General features: G+C 61.9%; 20 protein-coding genes. 9 read left to right on the top strand and 11 right to left on the bottom strand.

Translation table 11 applies throughout. The features are described from left to right. Nucleotides 1-17 precede the first annotated feature (17 nt). Entirely contained in the window at nt 18-710 is a 693-nt protein-coding gene (locus ACQY80_RS14010) for a Crp/Fnr family transcriptional regulator (protein ID WP_428680854.1), read from the bottom strand. Between the two features lie 53 nt (nt 711-763). Then, nucleotides 764-1,576 carry a universal stress protein gene (locus tag ACQY80_RS14005; RefSeq protein WP_428680852.1) on the bottom strand — a complete coding sequence of 271 codons (813 nt, stop codon included), beginning with the start codon at nt 1,574-1,576 and terminating at the stop codon, nt 764-766. 651 nt (nt 1,577-2,227) lie between these two features. Here ACQY80_RS14005 and ACQY80_RS14000 point away from each other — a divergent pair. The 4 genes from ACQY80_RS14000 to lysA are packed head-to-tail and all read left to right on the top strand — an operon-like array spanning nt 2,228 to nt 4,582. After that, complete coding sequence (locus ACQY80_RS14000) at nt 2,228-2,494, top strand: hypothetical protein (protein ID WP_428680850.1); 267 nt, start codon at nt 2,228-2,230, stop codon at nt 2,492-2,494. 11 nt (nt 2,495-2,505) lie between these two features. Continuing rightward, the gene (locus ACQY80_RS13995) at nt 2,506-3,021 is read left to right on the top strand and encodes an SAM-dependent methyltransferase (protein WP_428680847.1); all 516 of its coding nucleotides are present in this window, start codon (nt 2,506-2,508) and stop codon (nt 3,019-3,021) included. Beyond that, nucleotides 3,018-3,278 carry a hypothetical protein gene (locus ACQY80_RS13990; RefSeq protein ID WP_428680844.1) on the top strand — a complete coding sequence of 87 codons (261 nt, stop codon included), beginning with the start codon at nt 3,018-3,020 and terminating at the stop codon, nt 3,276-3,278. Before ACQY80_RS13995 ends, ACQY80_RS13990 begins: the two co-directional genes overlap by 4 nt. 23 nt (nt 3,279-3,301) lie before the next feature. Further along, nucleotides 3,302-4,582 (top strand): diaminopimelate decarboxylase, encoded by a 1,281-nt coding sequence (lysA, locus tag ACQY80_RS13985; protein ID WP_428680841.1) that lies wholly within the window; start codon nt 3,302-3,304, stop codon nt 4,580-4,582. 481 nt (nt 4,583-5,063) lie between these two features. On the opposite strand, the gene ACQY80_RS13980 is transcribed toward lysA, so the two are convergent. The 5 genes from ACQY80_RS13980 to ACQY80_RS13960 form a co-directional block, all read right to left on the bottom strand. After that, nucleotides 5,064-5,327 (bottom strand): DUF6961 family protein, encoded by a 264-nt coding sequence (locus ACQY80_RS13980; RefSeq protein ID WP_428680838.1) that lies wholly within the window; start codon nt 5,325-5,327, stop codon nt 5,064-5,066. Between the two features lie 79 nt (nt 5,328-5,406). Next, nucleotides 5,407-5,844: a VOC family protein gene (locus ACQY80_RS13975; RefSeq protein WP_428680835.1), complete on the bottom strand. Its 438-nt coding sequence runs from the start codon at nt 5,842-5,844 to the stop codon at nt 5,407-5,409. A 48-nt stretch (nt 5,845-5,892) separates the two neighbouring features. Continuing rightward, entirely contained in the window at nt 5,893-6,441 is a 549-nt protein-coding gene (locus tag ACQY80_RS13970) for a hypothetical protein (protein WP_428680832.1), read from the bottom strand. Between the two features lie 130 nt (nt 6,442-6,571). After that, nucleotides 6,572-7,396 carry a transglutaminase-like domain-containing protein gene (locus tag ACQY80_RS13965; protein ID WP_428680829.1) on the bottom strand — a complete coding sequence of 275 codons (825 nt, stop codon included), beginning with the start codon at nt 7,394-7,396 and terminating at the stop codon, nt 6,572-6,574. After that, nucleotides 7,390-8,346 (bottom strand): transglutaminase family protein, encoded by a 957-nt coding sequence (locus tag ACQY80_RS13960; protein WP_428680826.1) that lies wholly within the window; start codon nt 8,344-8,346, stop codon nt 7,390-7,392. Before ACQY80_RS13960 ends, ACQY80_RS13965 begins: the two co-directional genes overlap by 7 nt. 14 nt (nt 8,347-8,360) lie before the next feature. On the opposite strand from ACQY80_RS13960, the gene ACQY80_RS13955 reads away from it, so the two are divergent. The 3 genes from ACQY80_RS13955 (at nt 8,361) to ACQY80_RS13945 (ending at nt 10,506) form a co-directional block, all read left to right on the top strand. Then, nucleotides 8,361-9,149: an N-formylglutamate amidohydrolase gene (locus tag ACQY80_RS13955; RefSeq protein ID WP_428685874.1), complete on the top strand. Its 789-nt coding sequence runs from the start codon at nt 8,361-8,363 to the stop codon at nt 9,147-9,149. Between the two features lie 89 nt (nt 9,150-9,238). Continuing rightward, nucleotides 9,239-9,475 (top strand): hypothetical protein, encoded by a 237-nt coding sequence (locus ACQY80_RS13950; protein ID WP_428680823.1) that lies wholly within the window; start codon nt 9,239-9,241, stop codon nt 9,473-9,475. 104 nt (nt 9,476-9,579) lie between these two features. Continuing rightward, nucleotides 9,580-10,506 (top strand): lipid kinase, encoded by a 927-nt coding sequence (locus ACQY80_RS13945; RefSeq protein ID WP_428680820.1) that lies wholly within the window; start codon nt 9,580-9,582, stop codon nt 10,504-10,506. Nucleotides 10,507-10,688: 182 nt separating this feature from the next. Here the strand turns inward: ACQY80_RS13945 and ACQY80_RS13940 are convergent, their stop codons facing one another. After that, nucleotides 10,689-11,477 carry an SDR family oxidoreductase gene (locus ACQY80_RS13940; RefSeq protein WP_428680817.1) on the bottom strand — a complete coding sequence of 263 codons (789 nt, stop codon included), beginning with the start codon at nt 11,475-11,477 and terminating at the stop codon, nt 10,689-10,691. After that, on the bottom strand, nt 11,474-11,848 hold the full coding sequence (locus ACQY80_RS13935) for a nuclear transport factor 2 family protein (RefSeq protein ID WP_428680814.1): 375 nt from the start codon (nt 11,846-11,848) through the stop codon (nt 11,474-11,476). The genes ACQY80_RS13940 and ACQY80_RS13935 overlap by 4 nt, the downstream gene beginning before the upstream one ends. A gap of 132 nt (nt 11,849-11,980) precedes the next feature. On the opposite strand from ACQY80_RS13935, the gene ACQY80_RS13930 reads away from it, so the two are divergent. Next, entirely contained in the window at nt 11,981-12,850 is an 870-nt protein-coding gene (locus ACQY80_RS13930; RefSeq protein WP_428680811.1) for a LysR substrate-binding domain-containing protein, read from the top strand. 264 nt (nt 12,851-13,114) lie between these two features. On the opposite strand, the gene ACQY80_RS13925 is transcribed toward ACQY80_RS13930, so the two are convergent. Beyond that, nucleotides 13,115-13,291 (bottom strand): hypothetical protein, encoded by a 177-nt coding sequence (locus ACQY80_RS13925; protein WP_428680808.1) that lies wholly within the window; start codon nt 13,289-13,291, stop codon nt 13,115-13,117. A gap of 1,166 nt (nt 13,292-14,457) precedes the next feature. On the opposite strand from ACQY80_RS13925, the gene ACQY80_RS13920 reads away from it, so the two are divergent. Continuing rightward, a complete protein-coding gene (locus ACQY80_RS13920; RefSeq protein ID WP_428680805.1) occupies nt 14,458-15,795 on the top strand; it encodes a glycine zipper 2TM domain-containing protein in 1,338 nt (445 codons plus the stop codon). 115 nt (nt 15,796-15,910) lie between these two features. On the opposite strand, the gene ACQY80_RS13915 is transcribed toward ACQY80_RS13920, so the two are convergent. Continuing rightward, nucleotides 15,911-17,038, bottom strand: a complete 1,128-nt coding sequence (locus ACQY80_RS13915; RefSeq protein WP_428680802.1) for a sensor histidine kinase — start codon at nt 17,036-17,038, stop codon at nt 15,911-15,913. Between the last annotated feature and the right edge of the window lie 477 nt (nt 17,039-17,515).

Raw genomic sequence — 17,515 nt, 5'->3', positions numbered from 1 at the left:
ACTGGCGCCGGCGGCCTTCAGCCCGCCATGTCCTCCATCGCCGCGCGATCCTTGATCACGATCTCGCGGCGCGAGGGCAGGTCGAGCAGGCCGTCGGCGCGCATTTTTGTGAGCTGCCGGCTCGTCGTCTCGATCGTCAGGCCCAATATGTCGGCGATCTGCTGGCGCCCGAACGGCAGTTCGAACTCCGCCCGCGTGCCGCCCTCCCCGCACCCTTGCTCCGACAATCGCTCGGACATTTCGAGCAGGAAGGACGCGACCTTCTCGGAAGCGGTCTTGCGGCCGAGCAGCATCATCCAGTGCCGCGCCCGATCGAGTTCGTCGAGGGTGCGACGAAGCAGTTTCTGCTGCAGATCGGGATGATTGCCCGCGAAGTCGTCAAAACTGTTGCGATTGAAGATGCAGACCTCGGCATCGGTCATCGCCGTCACGCTATAAGGGCTTTCCTTGCCGAACGGTCGGCCGATGAAATCGGACGGAAAGACGACGCCCACGATCTGCTCGCGTCCGTCGGCCGTCGACACCACCAGCTTCAGCACGCCTTCGAGGACATTGGCGACAACCGGTGCGCCATCGCCTTCCCAGAGAAGCGTCTGCCCCTGCCGTACCTTTTGCCTGCGTCCCATCTTGCCCAGCGCGGTCAATTCCGCGGGGTTCAGGCTCGCGCAAATCGCGCGATTTCTTACAACGCAGTTCGCACAATCACTCACCCGGCCGCCCTACAAGATGGCGGCCGGTTTGAAAAGCGCAGCGGATCAAAACCCTAGTGCGCGAGCAGCAATGGCGCGGGCGCTGCCTCAAGCAGATAGCGCGTGACGCCGCCGAACAATGTTTCGCGCAGGCGCGGTCGGCCGAACGCGCCCATCACGATCAGCCCCGGCGCGAGGGCTTTGGCCATGCGTTCCAGCGTCTCTTCGACGGTATCGCGGCCGCGGTCTTCGGTCCGCAATTCGGCTTTAATGCCGTGGCGCGACAGATAGATCAGCGCATTCTCGGCCGCGATCCGCCCTTCTTCCGCGCCGACGGTCACCATCACGACCTGCTGCGCATCGCGCATCAGCGGCACGGCGGCGCGCAAAGCGTGCGCCGCCTGCGGGCTGCCATTCCACGCAATCATCGCTGGGGCGTCGAGATCGATCGGCGCGCTGCCTTCGGGTATTGCCAGCACCGGTACCGGCACCGTCATCGCAAGGTCACCTGCCATCATCGGCGGCGTAAAGCTCCGTCGCCGCTCGGTACCGGCAAGCGGGACGATCACGAGATCGGTCAGGGTTGCCACCAGCGAAAGCGCCGACAAGGCATCGCCGTCGGCAATCGTCACGTCCCACGGCACATCTTCGCGCGTCAGTTCGGCGGTCAGTCGCTGCTCCAGTTCCTGATCGGCAAGCTGTGCCTTCGCCAGTTGATCGACCGCGACATACATGCCGCCAAACGGATCTGTCGCGACAAATTGCTGAAAAGGCGAGCTGATCAGAAAGCTCAGGTGGGATCCGTGCCGCCGCCCGATCGCGAGTGCACTTTCCATCCGCGCCGTCAGGGCGGGGCCGTCGTCGGCATGAACCAGTACATTACGCATGTCATTTCTCCGTCAGTAACCACGCCAGAATGGATTTGGACCACACCGCTGTCATTGATCGCAGTCAAAATGAGCGGGATTGGCGATTCAGCCGCGTGTGCGCGTCGACGCAGTTGGCGCGGAACGGGTGACAATGGCCGGTTTAAGATCGGCGGCTTTCGGGAGTGGATAGGAGAAAGCCGACATTCGCCAGGATCTCTCCCGGACGACGTAAAGCAACCGAAGCACGTCGTTCGTTCAGAAAAGTGTAAGACCCGATTCCGGACTTTCGGACCTAAAATTGAATCGTTCAATCGCCGCCGCGCTTCCTGGGATTTCCCGTCTCACGCGTCCTTAAAATGCATGCTCGCACGAAATCTTGAAGTCCGGCGGTGCGTAAACGTAATCCTTGCACATGCTCCGAATGGCTTCGATCGCGTTCTTTGCATCCGCAGAAGAAAGGCCAATGCCATTTCGCCCAGCGAAGCCAAGCTCGGACTTGGCGCGTCTCGGCACGCCTTGGGTTCGCCCGATGGCGCGCCCGGGAAATAAAGAAAATACAATGGCTAAGGCCAGATCTCGATCTCGAATCCCTATGCGCGTATCAATAGATTGCCGGAATCGGGTCCCGATTTCCGGGTCCTGATCTGAGTCGCCAAGGAGCATCTCATCATGATTTCTGCGATTTCCGCGGAGCCCGACCCATCGGGTCTGACGATATTTGTCGGCCGCGACCTGGCCGGTCACTGGCTGGTCCAGGGCTGTAAAGGACAGCTCGAAGGCCGTTTCATTTCCCAAGGCGCCGCCTGGGCTTTCGCCCGCGCCGAATGCCGCGGCGTTCCGGGGGCACAGGCTATCGCCGCCGTGCATCCGCTGATTCCCACTGTTTCTTTGGCTCCCCTGCGCGCGGAAGAGGCAGCGATCGCACACGCGGCATGAGGGGGATGATCATGCGCTATTCCACCACGACCCCCGCCGGCATCCTATGGATGTCCCCCGCTGCGGCCGTTCAGGCGGTCGCCATGCAAGGCGCGCGCAACCCCGCCGAGAAGGACCGCCGCTGGCCCGCCATGCTTCGCAAGCTCAAAGGACTGCGCAAGCGTGGCCGGCACAGCATCCGCATCGTCGATGCCGACTGCGGCGCGGGCGAACTGCTTATTCACGCCGTCCGCCGCGCCCGCGAGCTCGGCTTCGTCGCGATCGAGGGACGAGGGATCGACAGCGATCCGCGGCTAATTGCCGACGCGCGGCAGGCTGCCGCGCGCCAGGCCGACCCGGCTATCGGCCTGATCTTCGAGAAGGCCGACCTGAACCGCGCAATGCGCGAGGAAACCGAGTTCCCCGCCGACTTGCTGCTCTGCCCGGCGTGCAAGGACGACGAACGCGAACTCGCCAAGCTCGCTCATGCGGCCGGCGAGACGGTTTTTTGGGACCGGCCGACTAAGCACCGGGGAGAAAAGAGATGACCCAGCGCGACCTCGTCTGGCGCGTGGCGGGCGCGGCGCTGATCGCCTCCGGGGCGCTCGCGACCCGCGCCGCGACGGCGGCCGCGGGAAGCGCCGACCTCGTCGGCCTCCTCGGCGTGCTGGTGGCTGCCGGCGGCCTCCTTCTCCTGATCTGCGGCAAAAAGGTCGGACTCGCGCTGCGCGTCGAGCGAAGCCGCCACCGCGAACTGCCCGGCGCAATACGAACCGCGCGGCAGGCCCGGCGCCGTAATCGCTGATCTTTCGTCAAAGGATATAATCGATGACCTCGTTCCACTTGCGCGGCGGCGAGATGCACGCCGAGGCGGTCTCGCTGGAAACGATCGCCGCACACGTCGGCACGCCCGCCTATGTCTATTCGACCGATGCGCTCAGGCGCTCGGCGCAGCGGTTTCGCGCCGCGCTCGGCAAGGTGCCGCGCAAGCAGCTGATGTTCGCGGTGAAGGCCAACCCGTCACTCGCCGTGCTCCGCATCCTCGCCGATCAGAATTATGGCGCCGACATTGTCTCAGGCGGCGAACTCGAATGTGCACTTGCCGCCGGGATGACCGCCAACCACATCGTCTTTTCAGGCGTTGGCAAGACGGCGCCCGAACTGATCGCCGGGCTGGATGCCGGCATCGGCCGCTTCAACCTCGAACTTGAGCGTGAAGGGCAATTGCTGTCGGCCTTGGCAGCGCAGCGCGGCAAACGCGCACCTGCCCTGTTACGCATCAACCCCGATGTCGATGCGAGCACTCACGCCAAGATCACGACCGGCCGCTGCGATAGCAAGTTCGGCATCCCTATCAGCGAAGCGCCGGCGATGTATGACCGGCTCACCACTCTTCCCGGCCTCGACCTTCACGGCCTGGCGGTCCATATCGGCAGCCAGATCACCGACCTCGCGCCGCTCGAGACGGCTTATCGCAAGATCGGCGATCTCATCCGAGCGCTGCGAGAAAAGGGGCATCGCGTCTATAATGTCGACCTGGGCGGCGGCCTCGGGGTGGCCTACCGGCCGGATCATCTGGACGCCGATGTCGAAGCTTACGGCGCGATGGTCGCAGCTATCACCCGCGACTGGGATGTGGCATTGCTGTTCGAGCCGGGACGCTTCATCGCAGCGCAGGCCGGTATTCTGCTCACGCGTGTCTTGTGGCTTAAGCCTGGGCAGGAGCGTCCGTTCGTCGTCGTCGATGCGGCAATGAACGACCTCGCTCGCCCCGCTCTGTACGATGCATGGCATGAGTTCGTTGCAGTGCGCCCGAAGGGCGAGACATTCGTTGCCAATATCGTCGGCCCCATCTGCGAGACCGGCGACACGTTCGCCAAAGCCCGGACAATCGACCGGGTCGGCGAAGGCGACCTCACTCTCTTCCGTTCGGCCGGCGCCTACGGAGCTTCAATGGCATCCACCTACAATTGCCGGGCGCTCGTCCCCGAAGTGCTCGTAGATGGCAATCGCTATGCGGTCATATCCGAGCGCACGCCAGCGCACGAGGTGCGAAGGCAGCGCCTGGCCCCATGGATGCAAAGCGCTCCAACGATCCGCGCCGCCTAACGCCTCATAAAATGGCCGCCGCGATTTTCCCACCGACCATTCTCTCCCCCTAATCTTCGCGCTTACCCTGAAGTTTCAGCAGCAGCTGAAAGAGGTTCGCAAAGTTGGAGGCAGAGCGAGAGCCCGCCAAACACGGCGGGCTTGCTGTTCGCTTCATGTCATCGTGCACGGCATATTGCCCGTCGGATTGTCCGTCGGTGAGCCAGAAAGCGAAGGGGTGCCATTCTGACAGAGCCCTGCCTTTCTACGCTGATGCTGCTCATCGTACAGCGATGTATCATTTAGCAAGGGCGCGAGATGATCGCCGGCTGTGGCCGTTCGCAGACTGTCCGCTCTCGGGGGCGAAATGCGAAAAGCCGACGTAGTTCTAACGCTACCGAATTGACGAACAATTCCGGCTCCTCGGTCAGGATTTGCGCAATCACTGGAGCGTTGCTGCCGCGTGGGACTGGCTAGTCGGATCGTGAGATAGAGGTCAGGATTACGCCGGCGCGTTCCCTCTCGTGGCCGGACCAGAAGATGCGGGCGCCGGCGGGTTGGCCGGATTTCGTCCGCCAAAGTAACGAATTGAATGGAGATCGTTGAGGCATTCGGCAACTTGCGACCAGAATTCGGCTTCCCGAGGCTCTCCAGAGATTCGAAGCGCTTGAATCCTATCCGTAATGACCGCAAGCGCGCGATCGCCATATTGGGTTTCAAGTGCGAGCACCTGACCCCAAAGATCATGGTCGGCATTGCTTCCCATCGCTGCGACTCCGATGTGTTTTCCTAACGCTAGCACATGGGCGTTTGTGCATCAAAAGGCCGAAGTAGCCGACAAACGCTCAACTAAGTTCCTGGGCAAGCCCGACGAGAATCCCTTCGGGTCCACGGATGTAGCAGAGCCGGTATACGTCCTGATAGTTGACGACTTCACCTACGAGTTCTGCGCCGCGCGCGCGGACCCGTTCCAGAGTGTCATCGATGTGGTCTACGGCGAACATGGCGCGGAGATAGCCCAGCGCGTTTACCGGGGCGTTTCGGTGGTCCGCAACGACGGAAGGTCTCAGGAAACGTGAGAGCTCGAGCCTGCTATGGCCGTCCGGTGTGCGCATCATAGCAACTTCGACATGCTGGTCGCCAAGGCCCGTGACACGGCCCGCCCATTCGCCTTCGATCGTAGCTCGCCCCTCGAGATCGAGGCCGAGTTCGAGAAAGAAATCGACCGTCGCGTCGAGGTCCTCGACGACAATTCCTATATTGTCCATCCGCTTGATCGCCATAACTTGGGTCTCCTCGATGTCGCTCTCGATTACAGGGAGTCCCTATCTCTAACCGCCCTTCTTCTGCGCCCGCGCCGCCCTGACGCCTGCAAGGAACTGTTTTTCATCTACCTTCATCGCCAGCCCTCGCGCCGACAGGAAAAATGCGGCCCGCGGCATAGTGATATTGCCCTCGCTGGTCGTTAGCACTGCGCCCTGAGGCGCCATCGCCATGACCCTGCCGAGCACCGCGGCACCGTCGGCGCTCCGCACCTCGGCTCCCGGCTTCAACGCTCCGTCGACCGCCGCCGCATCGGCCTCGGCCTGCCTCAGGACCGCGACGATCTTCGCCTTTGGAGCCTTCAGCGCCGGGCCCTTGGAGCTTTTCACAAAGGCATTCTTCGGGACCACCAGCCCATTGCCGTCGATCGACACCGCGACCCTGTCTCCGGACACTTTCGCGATCTGGCCGACTTCTTCGCCATTCTGGTCATAGACCTTGGCACCGACCACAAGCGAAGTTGCAGGCGCTGCGTCCTGCGCCTGCGCGGCGGGCGTAGCGAGCGCTAACGCGCTTGCAAGGCACAGCGCGGTGATCGGGGCGAATGCTTTGGGCATGAAAGACTCCTCGCGAACCACAATGCCTTCCCGTGCCGGAATGTACGACAGCACGCCAAATGCGATGCTGATCGGCCGTGCAACGGACGCGGCGAGCCGACATCGAAGAGATCGGATGCGTGCCTGCCCGCTATCGGCCTATGTCGATTGCGGAGACCTCGTCTGTGTGAACCAGAAAGGACACCACCTGTGCGGGTCCGAACGCCGTGGTCAGCGCTGTATCAGTCGCGTCGCGGCCCCGCGCCATCAAAATGCGGCCGATACGCGGGCGGTTGTGGCGTGCGTCGTGCGTGTACCAGTCGCCGTCGATGTAGACGTCGAACCACGCCGAGAAATCCATTGGCGCGTCGACCGGCGGGATCCCGATATCGCCGAGATAACCGGTACAGTAGCGCGCCGGAATATTCATGCAGCGGCACAGGGTGATCGCGAGATGGGCAAAGTCGCGGCAAACGCCCTGCTTCTCCTGATAGGCGTTCCACGCCGTCTTGTCCGGCCGCGCATGCTCGTAACCGAACTTGATATGATTGTGGACGAACGCCACGATCGCATCGACGCGGTCTCTCGCCGAGGCGATATGGGCGAATTCGCCCCACGCGACCCCCATCAGCCGATCGGTCTCGCAGTACCGGCTGCCGAGAAGGTAGACGAGGACATCGTCAGGAAGCTGCTCGACCGGGGTCGGCGGCACGTCTGGCGCGCGGACATCTTCGAGACCGCTATCCTCGATGACGAAATCGGCCGATAGGGTGACGCCCCCCGTCGGCACGGTAAGCCGCGTGCAGATATTCCCGAAACCGTCCTCGTAATTATAGATTGGAATGACGGGCGAGGTCTCAATCTGTTGCGGGGTCTGCAGGTCCTTTTGCCGCGACGGATGGATGCTGAGCATCGCCATCATCGGGGTCGGACGCGCGGTCTCGAAGCATATTTCATATCCAGCCCTAATCAACACGTTTCCGAGTTCCTTGATTGGCCGGCGATCCGGCTGTTGGTTGCTCCACCTGAATGAATGACAGGATCGCCGTCGGCTTCTGTGCCCAGCTTCACCTCGACGGTGACGTCCATGCCGATGTAGCTTGCAGGAAAGCCGCTCCAGCTCCCCGATAGCGGGACGGCCTGATAGGGATCGCGCGCCACAGCCACGCGGACCAAGCCGCGGCTGCCGACGATCCCGTTTGTAGGATCGAACTCGATCCAGCCCGACCCCGGAAGGAAGACGCGGACCCAGGCGTGGGTATTGCCGCCGCCAACGCGGCCCTCGCTGCGAGAGGGATTATAGACATATCCCGACACGAACCTTGCTGCCAGACCAAGCGCGCGAACCGCCTCGATCATCAGCACAGCGAAATCACGGCAAGTACCCTGCCGCAAGGTCAGCGTCTCGATCGGAGATTGCGTGCCCTTTTCGTGCCGCGGGACATAGGTGAAACTGCGCTTGATCGCCGTGGCCATATCCGTGAGCAGCGCGAGCGTATCGGTCGGCCCATCCTGACGCAGGAATGCATTGGCCCATTGATCGATCACGCGTCCGACATCGAGATATTGGCGTTCGATCGAGCGCAGCAGGTCGGGCATGTCTTCCGAGGCATAGGTGAAGGGGAACTGCCGGGCATAATCCTCGATATCGATCTGCTCGTGCTCGAGCGGGGCATGGTCGAGGGTCATTTCGCTCACCACCCGCAGCGCCTTGGCGCGCCGGTCGAAAAGCGCGATGGCGACCGAGTTGCCCAGCACGTCGTGCAACCATCGCAGCTCGCAGGGATCAGGTGAGATATGAAGCTCGGCTCTTACAAGTCGCTGGTCGAAACTCTCGCGCGGCCGCATCATGATCCGGTGCTCACCGAAGGCGACCGGCTGCCGATACGTATATTCGGTCGTGTGGCGGATCGTGAGCAGGGGCATGGAAGGCTTTCGTGATGACGCTCTCTGGAAATCCCCTCCTCGGGAAGGACGAACCTGCGCCCGCTCAGTTGTTCAACGCTGACGGACGGTCTCCGTTCCTCATCGCCGGCGATCATGCCGGCAATGCCATTCCGCGCGTCCTCGGGACGCTCGGCCTCACCGAAGCCGATCGCGCGCGGCACATCGCATGGGACATTGGCGTGCGCGACCTAGGGATGGCCTTAGCCAAGGCACTGGACGCGCCCTTCATCTACCAGGGTTATTCGCGCCTCGTCATCGACTGTAATCGCGACCCCGTACATGTTGAAGCCGCGCGCGCGAACGCGGACGGAAGCCCGGTTCCCGGGAATGCCATGCTCACGGCCGATGAGCTGGCTGCCCGGGTTGCGGCGATCCATGCCCCCTATCATGACCGGATCGCGGTCGAATTGGCGAACCGCGCCGCCGCAGCGCGGCCCACCATATTCCTCGCCCTCCACAGTTTTACCCCGACGCTAGCGGGCCAAGCGCGACCCTGGCACGTCGGCATCCTCCACGAAGCTGGCAACACGCGCTTCGCAAAGGCACTGCTCGCAGCGCTTGGCGCCCGCCCCTCGCTCGTCGTGGGCGACAATGAGCCATATCGCATGGATGCCACTGACTATAGCGTGCCGCATCACGCATATCCGCGTAGCCTTCCCTACGCCGAAATCGAAGTTCGGCAGGATCTTCTCACCAGCCCGACGAGCGTGGCGCAGTGGTGCCAAACCCTAGCTGTTGCCTGCGAAACGGCACTAGCTGGGAACGCCGGCAGTGCGTCCTAGCCATCTTGTGCGGGAACACTCGGCCGTACGCTGGCGTTTATCCAGAGCAAAGGCGCAAATCCCTCGCAGCGCCAATGGGATGATCCACGATGCACGGACCGATTCTTCCTGACAATGGCCTGATCAACCGCAGCAGTATCGAGGCGATGCGGGCGTGGTCCGCCATCCTTGGCTTCTACCAGGTCGAGATTCTCGTTGCGGTCGCAGCGGTAGGTCCGTGGCACGAAGATGTGCGCGTATACCTGCAAGAGAAATTCTGCTTTTCCAGCCGCGAGCCGGAGGCCGCGGTCAGTCATGCTCCAGAAGCGGATAGGTTGGCAGCGTAACAATTGGGATGCGTGAGCTGGCCGTTTTCAGGCCGTCTGGATTTGAATGCTGATCGAGTCTATCGAAAGCGGCGCGCTAATTTTCCTCCCTGCAGGTAGTTTCCATGCCATCCAATTTCGGCAGACGCGTGCTGCTTCTTCACAATGCGAAGGCGCGGCAAGGCGAAGGCGCGTTGGAGCCTGTGCGCACCCGTCTCGAGGCCGGCGGCCTGGTCGTGACCGTCGAGCCGTTCGAAAATCTTCCCGAGATTGCCCGCGACATCACGCGCCTTCACCAGGCCGCCGATGCGGTCGTGGTTTGCGGCGGGGATGGATCGATCTCGTCGTCTGCGCCGGCGATTATAGAGAGCGGACTACCGCTCGGTATCATTCCGGCCGGTACGGCCAATGATCTCGCACGGACGCTTTCCATCCCTCTCGACTTCGCAGCGGCCGCCGACGTCATCGTTGCCGGCCACATACGGCATATCGACGTCGGCATGGTCAATGGCCACGCTTTCTTCAATGTGGCGAGCATCGGGCTTAGCAGCGAGTTGGCGCAGAAGCTCGATCCGGAAATCAAGAAGCGTTTCGGGCGGCTCGGCTATGCCGTTGCTGCGCTTCGCATCCTGGCGGGCGCGCGGCGCTTTCGCGCGACGATTGTGGAGAAGGGAAGCCGCACAACAGTCAGAACGTACCAGATCGCGATCGGGAATGGCCGCCTGTACGGCGGGGGAAACATTATTGAAGAAACGGCTGCTATCGATGACGGCACGCTGGACCTCTACAGCCTGGAAATGCGAAACATCTGGAAATCAGCCCTGATGGCGCGAGCCTTTCGGACCGGCACTCACGGGGCCTGGAAAGAAGTACGGACCGCGCGCTGCGTGGAATTCGACATTGAAACACGGCGCCCGATGCCGATCAACACCGACGGCGAAATAGCGACTGCAACGCCTGCTCATTTCAAAGTACTGCCTGGTGCGGTCAGGGTTTTTACTCCGCCCGATGCCGTCGCCGGGACCCGCGCTGTCCGCCTCTATCATGGCTGAGGCGCAGGCAACGTGTTCAACTGAAAGCGGCCGATAGCGGTCAGACAGCTCTTGGGCGTCTTATTGGGTTACCGGACATTCGATAACCAACCCTCTCGGTGTAAACCAGATGACGTACCGATGACCGAAGCTCGCGGCTTCCTGACGTCCCACCAAGGATTGCGAACGTAAGAGCCATGTTGTCATACCGCTCGAACGGTGCCGCCATCGATGACGAACTCGGCCCCGTGGATCGCCGCAGCGCGATCCGACGCTAGATAGGCGATGAGATCGGCAACCTCATGTGGCTGCGCAGCGCGCCCGATCGGTATCCCGCCCAGACCCTCGAGGACGACTTGCCGTGCCTCCTCGACCGTGCCGCCGTTGGCGGCCTGCAGCCGTTCCAGAAGGTGAACGGACGCCTCTGTCATTATCCAGCCGGGAGAAACGCTGTTGACCCGCACGCCCTTCGGCCCGAGCTCCTTCGAGATCGACTTGCTGTAGGTCCTGAGCGCAGCCTTGGCGGCGGCGTATGCGGTGGTCGATTCTGGAAGAGGCAGGACCGCCTGGATGGACGTAACATGCACGACCGCGCCGGCGCCCCGCTCGATCATCTGCGGGACGAGGAGACGATCAAGGCGCACCGTCGCCATGAGATTCAGATTCAGTTCGGCAAGCCAGTGATCGTCGGTCAGGGCAGCAAAGCCCCCTCCCGGTGCGGACGAGCCGCCGATCACATGGGCGAGGATATCGACGCCGCCCATCTGCGCGAGCGCCGCTGCGGCCAGCAATTCGCCCCCCTCGGCCGTCGTTAGGTCCGCACGGACGAACTCGACACCGCCAATGGACTCAGGCGTTCCGCGCGCAGCGGTCATTACCCGCGCGCCACCTGCGAGAAAGCGATCAACGGTGGCGCGGCCGAGCCCCTTGGTGCCGCCACTCACGACCACACGCTTGCCCGCAAATTCGGTGGGATCTGCCTGGACGCTCATAGCGTGATCTCCAGTGTCTTGATGGCGCCGTCTTCGAGCGTGAAACCATAGGTGAAGCGGATGGGGCTGCCCTTGAATTCGCCATGGGCGAGGCCTTCGACCACGACCTTGGCTTGCTCGTGACGGACGGCTTCGGGCGTGAAGATCGCCTTCACGGCCACGACCTCGTCTTCGAACAACGTCCTGAGTTCGTCATGGCCCTGATGTCGGCGCCCGACATCGAAGAGGACGGCATCGGCCGCGAAAGGCTTCAGCATGCCGCCCACATCGAGCCGTGCATTGGCCTCGATATAATCGGCTATCGGTTTGGGTAACGCGGCGACAAGCGCGTCGGCATCATTGCGCTGATCGGCGTGATCATTGGTCTGCATGACGTGTCTCCTTCGGTTTGGCTTGCCTCGATATTAGGGATCGGCCACTATTCTAAGAAGTGGGCCAATCGTGGATGAGGAAATGAAGGAATCGGGATAATGTCGCGATTGGCGCTGCGAGATTTCGACGCTGTGCTGGCTGTCGCGCGGCGCGCTTCCTTCAGGCGGGCGGCCATCGATCTCGGGATGTCGACGACCGCGCTCAGTCACGTGGTCGCGCGGATCGAAGCCGAGCTGGGCGTGCGCCTTTTCAACCGGACAACGCGGAGCGTAGCGTTGACCGACGCCGGACGGGTCTTCGTCGATCGCATCGGCCCTTCTCTTCAGGATGTGCGCGAAGCCATCGAGATCGTCCGGGAGCGCCGCGCGACGCCGACGGGCACGCTGCGTATCAATGCACCGCCTTTCGGCGCGCGATCGCCGGCCTTCGCCGAACTTCTCCTGGAATATTCCCGTCGCTACCCGGACATGCATGTCGATCTGGTGACCGAAGGGCAGCTTCGCGATATCGTAGCGGAGGGCTTCGATCTGGGTGTTCGCGTTGCTTCCCTTGTCCCTTCCGACATGATCGCGCTGTCGCTCGGCGAGCCCCAGCGCTTCGCCGTAGTCGCCTCGCCCACCTATCTGGCTGAGCGGTCGCGCCCGCTGGTGCCGACCGACTTGCTCGCTCACAGCTGCATCCGTATCCGCTTGCCCGACGGCTCGCTCTACCGCTGGCATTTCCAGAAGGGTGCCGACACGGCGCAGGTCGAGGTGAACGGCCTCATGACCTTTGACGATCTTCCGCTATCACGCGCCGCGGTCCGAGCGAACCGGGGCATCGGCTTCTTTTTCGAACAGGACGTCATCATAGATATCGAAGAAGGAGCGCTTGTCCGCCTGCTCGAAGACTGGACACCGCCCTTCCCCGGGCTTTGCCTCTATTATCCCGGGAGGCGTCACCCTTCGGCCGGTCTCTCCGCATTCTTATCGCTCGCGCGCGAAATGGCGAAGAGGCACTAACGGAGGTTGGCCGCTAGCAGACGTTGGAGTCGTCAAATACAAGCACGACTTTCAATGGTTTGCGCGTGAAACCGAACGTCCGATTCGAGGCCCATTGCAGACTTGCACTTGCTTGATGCGAAATGTTCTCCAAGCTAGTAGCGATTTAGACGGGGCACCGAATGTCTGATTTCGGGCGCATAGATGCCCGAAACAGTGAGCAAAACGAAACCGGACCACGTATCGACACGCGGCCCGGCTTGGGAACGATCGGTTAGCCGGAGGCTAGCTGCTCTGCTTGCCCGGCTTTGCCGCTTCTCCGCCCTGCTGAGGCCGCTTGTCGCGGTCCGGCTGGCCGGGCTGACGGCGATTGCCATCTTCCTGCTGGGGCTGGCGCTCGCCTTCCGGTTTGCGGCCCGGCTGGTTGCCGGTCTGGTTCTGGTCGGGGTTGACCATGACCATTCTCCTCTCTTCAAATGCCCGGTAGTGGGCATGGAGAAGACGCGCGGGATAGGGCATTGTTCCTGTTTATCATGCCGGGTCGCGAATTAGGCGATTCCGTCCGGTCGAGCGGCAGCACAGTTTCAGCCTGCTCGCGATAAGCCCGCCGATGAAGGCGAGGACCTGTCTCATTACGAGCATGGAGAGAGACAGGTATCATGGGGCAATAACGATCCTTCCGGAAAGGGCCGCCATACAGAAGACGGCCGCGCCACCAGCGATGGCAGAAGGTCGATCCTACAACGGCGACGGACCAAAGCACGCAGCAGCTTGGATCGCACGTCAGCAAACTAGACACGAAGTTCCCCAAAGCTCCATCCGGGCCGTCGACGAATATGATCGCTCTGCTCTAGCATTGGACATGCATCATCCCCAGATGGGGGATATTGCATCCCATGCCTTGAGCGCCGGTGCGACTGAGAGATACCTCCATACTCCCGCTCTACGACGGAGCCGGATAATGCCGAATATATCAGAAGTTTTGAAAGGCAGGCGGGCCGCGGCCGCGCCTCGCGTGATAACGCTGCCTTCGCGGCACGAAGCGGACAGGCGATCCACAGTCGAGAGTTGGGAAAATGAAGGCGGCCACTTCCCCGAGTTCGCGCCCATCCGAAACCCGAGCGCCGCAGTTCCCGAACCGGCGGTCACCGAATCCGAAATGCAGAGAGCGGAGATAGAGAGCCTGACCCGTAAACTCGCCGACGACTTCGCCAACGGGCGCGTCGGCAAACGGTACAGCACCTATCAACATCGCACACGGGTCATTCGCCAACTGACGGCGATATGGGCCGCAGGGCGCCACTGATCACCCCCGGCAGGCTGCTTGGTGTCCAAGGCCAGCGGCGCATCCACTCCAGTCCGTCATTGCTGTCCGAGCTTCGCGTAGCGGCCCAGGCAGCGAGGGCGCATTTCGCGCGCGTCTCATCAAATTTTCCAGTCGTCCTAAGTCCGTTGATAAAATCCCGATTAAAATAATAAATATTACCGATACAATTTATCACGATAGGAAGAAATGTATCGAATCTTGAAAATATTATTTCATAAAATGGAAATATAGAGGAACAATGTAAACTGCGGGGTGTTCATCAATAGAGAGCGGCATCTTGCCAGCTCCAGGAGTCTCCCAAATGTACAGGTTTATTCTCGCGGCGAATATCGCCGCCATCGCCCTTGTTCCGTCCATCGCCGGCGCACGAACGCAGTCGCAGGCGACCTGCGAAGAACAGCGCTCTACGCGTGTCGTCGCCACCATCGGAGGTGCCGCAGCCGGCGGCGTGCTCGGCAATGTCGCCGCCGGTCGTGGCGACAAGACGGTCGGAACCGTGATCGGCGCCGCCGCAGGAGCCGTTCTCGCCAACCAGATCGCCAAACCGACGCGCGATTGCCGCGATGCCTTTGGCTATTACGACAATGAAAATCGCTGGCACGCCACCGGCGTGAACTCCTCCGATGCCCGCGGCTACTATGATCGTGACGGGATATGGGTCGATGGTCCCCCCAACGGTCGATATGGCAGCGATGGCCGCTGGGTCACTTACGCGGCGTCCAGTCGCGGAGAAGGCGACTATCGACCGGGCGGCGAATGGGTGCCCGCATCGGCAAACGGTTACTACGATCGCGACGACCTCTGGGTTCCGGGTTCGGCAAGTGGTCGGTATGACGATCGCGGGCGTTGGATCGGAAACACTGTTTCAAACCCGCCAACTCGCCGCGACGACGCCTATGGCTATTACGACACCGCAGGCGCCTGGCACACGACATCGACCGCTCGCGGCCGGGCTACCGGCTATTATGACCGCGACAACAAGTGGGTCACCGGAACACCGAACGGCTATTATGACGAGCGGCGCAACTGGATTCCCCAGCGCGAGGACGGAACGGCGAGCGGCAGTTATGACGGCCAGAATCGCTGGATACCTGCCTCTTCGGCCGGTTATTATGATGACAACGACCGCTGGATATCCGGAGCGGCAAGCGGTCACTATGATCAGCGCGGCCGCTGGGTGGCAGGCGTGACCGTCGGCCATTATGACACGAACGGCCGGTGGATTGCCGGCGCGGCGGGCGGACGCCGCGACGCGAACGGACATTGGGTCGCCGATCCGCATCCGGGCTATTATGATCGGAATGGCCGATGGAACGCCGGAGCGACGACGGGCTATTACGACGCCCGCGGGCGCTGGATTCCCACCGGACGCGAGGGCATGGGCAGCGACGATGGAGCGAACCGCCCCGCTATCCTCTCGCAGCTCGCCAACCTCGACCAATATGTCCGCACCGCCCGATCGGAGCGCACGATCGACAACCGGACGGCCATGAGTGCCAGCCGCGAGCTGCGATCCATTCGCGCCAGCGAGCGGGCCATGCATCATGACCGGATGGACCGGCTGTCAGCGCGCAACGAAGCCGCGCTTCAGTCGCGGATCGATCGCCTGAATCTTCGCCTGCGGCTCAGCCCGCAGTAAAACGAACGCCCATCAAAAGGGGATCTGCCGCTTCCGCTCAATGCGGGGGCGGCAGCTTTTCGTCCCGATCATGGCGGAAGTTGGCAAGACATCTTGTCAACCGGCCGTGCCCGCTTCAGCCGGCACCGACCGGCGCGTCGTGCGCGATCGAAACCCTCGTTCCGGGATTGGCGCCCACCGTTTCGACGGTCGCGTGAAGCTGTCTCGCCAGGGCTTCGACAATACTGGTCCCGAGGCCGGGCTTGGCCGCAGCCAGCTTGCGCGGTGTACCTATGCCGTCGTCACGGACCGTCAGCTTCCATGCCTCGCCCAGCGCATGATAATCCACCAGGATCGTTCCACCGCGTTCGCCCGGGAACGCATGCTTGAGCGCATTGATGACGAGTTCGGTTACGATTAACCCGAGGCTGACCGAGATGTCGGCATTCACCATGCTGTCGTCGGCGCTCACCTTGAGCGAGACAAGATCCGGGTCGCGGATCATCGAGGCGCCGAGGCTCTGGCAAAGCTGCGTGAAGTAGGCACGCAATTCGACCTCGCCCAACCGCGACGCCGCCAGATGTTGCTGGACGGTGGCAATCGACATCACGCGATTATGCGCATCGCGAAGATGGCTTCTCGTCTCTTCCGACTGCACCCGCCTCGCGCTCTGCATGAGCACGCTCGCGATGATCTGAAGACTGTTGGCGACGCGATGCTGAAGTTCTTGAAGCAGGATCGCCTTCTCCCGCAACAGATCGTCCTTCAGCTTTTCGCTGATCCGCGCTTCGGTGACGTCCGAAATGGTCAACAGCAAACGCGGTCGGGTGAGATCGCCATAGTCGAGCATCTTCGCATGGAGCACGAGCCGGCGGGACGCGTGCGGGCCATCGAGATCCATTTCATAGGATTCTATCTGTGCGTCGCCGTGAAAGGTGACGCCGAGCAACGTCCGAAGTTGCGGCACGTCCCACTCGCCGTCTCCCAGTTCCAGCGGCGTCCGCCCGACCGCTTGCCGCCGGTCGAGCGCGAAGGCGCGGCAGAAGGACGTGCTGGCCGCAATGATCGTGAAATTCTGGTCGAGCAGAAGGGCGGGTGCGTCGGAGGCGGTAATGACGGCAAGCGCCAGATTGAGCGCGACGTCGGGGTGGGTGGTGCGGATCATCATGGCCCCTTTCGGGGAGACCGGAGAGCTGACGGGCTTGAAAGCCGGGTCCGGGGAGAAACGGCGCGCTCGCGAATACGACAAGGGCGCCCTGAACATGGAGGGTATATCATGAATGCAGGCGCGGTGCGCGAAGATTCCGTTCCATCGGCGGTTACGCGCGATTGATTGAGCAAGGGGTTCGGTATCGCCTCGTGTCGCCATCGCTCACTAGATCCAAGCGACCGCTTTTAAGTGGCGAGTGACTCGGGCCGAAAGGCTGAAATCAGGCGCAAATTAGACGTTCGAATTGTCGTCAACCTATGCGGATTGCATGAGGCAACTCCGGGAAGTCTCCCGAGACACAACGACAGTATATTCGAAAGGGCCCGCCGGTTCGAGCAGCGGCCTGACGGTCTTATCAACCATACGCCTGGCGGCATTTTCGGAACAATCTGGACGGTCCGTTGGATTTTTCTCTACAGGTGGATTGCATCAAGGATATCAAATGCCTTCGAAAGGCCATCTTTCAGAAACCCTCGTAAATCTGTAATTATTACAATTGCGTAGATTTGCGGCGGTGTCGATGCCGATCGA

The sequence above is a fragment of the Sphingopyxis sp. genome (assembly GCF_965279755.1).
In the GTDB taxonomy this organism is placed as follows: Bacteria; Pseudomonadota; Alphaproteobacteria; order Sphingomonadales; family Sphingomonadaceae; genus Sphingopyxis.
The sequence above is the reverse complement of the archived record's forward strand: the minus strand, read 5'-3'. Positions and strand labels throughout refer to the sequence as shown.

What these genes read in the sequence shown, in the direction of transcription:
- ACQY80_RS13960 (WP_428680826.1), bottom strand. Translation starts at nt 8,346, where the DNA reads ATGCCCCTGCTCACGATCCGCCACACGACCGAATATACGTATCGGCAG.
- ACQY80_RS13935 (WP_428680814.1), bottom strand. Translation starts at nt 11,848, where the DNA reads ATGCAGACCAATGATCACGCCGATCAGCGCAATGATGCCGACGCGCTT.
- ACQY80_RS14000 (WP_428680850.1), top strand. Translation starts at nt 2,228, where the DNA reads ATGATTTCTGCGATTTCCGCGGAGCCCGACCCATCGGGTCTGACGATA.
- ACQY80_RS13940 (WP_428680817.1), bottom strand. Translation starts at nt 11,477, where the DNA reads ATGAGCGTCCAGGCAGATCCCACCGAATTTGCGGGCAAGCGTGTGGTC.
- ACQY80_RS13970 (WP_428680832.1), bottom strand. Translation starts at nt 6,441, where the DNA reads ATGCCCAAAGCATTCGCCCCGATCACCGCGCTGTGCCTTGCAAGCGCG.
- ACQY80_RS13975 (WP_428680835.1), bottom strand. Translation starts at nt 5,844, where the DNA reads ATGGCGATCAAGCGGATGGACAATATAGGAATTGTCGTCGAGGACCTC.
- ACQY80_RS13915 (WP_428680802.1), bottom strand. Translation starts at nt 17,038, where the DNA reads ATGTTCAGGGCGCCCTTGTCGTATTCGCGAGCGCGCCGTTTCTCCCCG.
- ACQY80_RS13955 (WP_428685874.1), top strand. Translation starts at nt 8,361, where the DNA reads ATGACGCTCTCTGGAAATCCCCTCCTCGGGAAGGACGAACCTGCGCCC.
- ACQY80_RS13945 (WP_428680820.1), top strand. Translation starts at nt 9,580, where the DNA reads ATGCCATCCAATTTCGGCAGACGCGTGCTGCTTCTTCACAATGCGAAG.
- ACQY80_RS13995 (WP_428680847.1), top strand. Translation starts at nt 2,506, where the DNA reads ATGCGCTATTCCACCACGACCCCCGCCGGCATCCTATGGATGTCCCCC.
- lysA (WP_428680841.1), top strand. Translation starts at nt 3,302, where the DNA reads ATGACCTCGTTCCACTTGCGCGGCGGCGAGATGCACGCCGAGGCGGTC.
- ACQY80_RS14005 (WP_428680852.1), bottom strand. Translation starts at nt 1,576, where the DNA reads ATGCGTAATGTACTGGTTCATGCCGACGACGGCCCCGCCCTGACGGCG.
- ACQY80_RS13920 (WP_428680805.1), top strand. Translation starts at nt 14,458, where the DNA reads ATGTACAGGTTTATTCTCGCGGCGAATATCGCCGCCATCGCCCTTGTT.
- ACQY80_RS13925 (WP_428680808.1), bottom strand. Translation starts at nt 13,291, where the DNA reads ATGGTCATGGTCAACCCCGACCAGAACCAGACCGGCAACCAGCCGGGC.
- ACQY80_RS13980 (WP_428680838.1), bottom strand. Translation starts at nt 5,327, where the DNA reads ATGGGAAGCAATGCCGACCATGATCTTTGGGGTCAGGTGCTCGCACTT.
- ACQY80_RS13990 (WP_428680844.1), top strand. Translation starts at nt 3,018, where the DNA reads ATGACCCAGCGCGACCTCGTCTGGCGCGTGGCGGGCGCGGCGCTGATC.
- ACQY80_RS13950 (WP_428680823.1), top strand. Translation starts at nt 9,239, where the DNA reads ATGCACGGACCGATTCTTCCTGACAATGGCCTGATCAACCGCAGCAGT.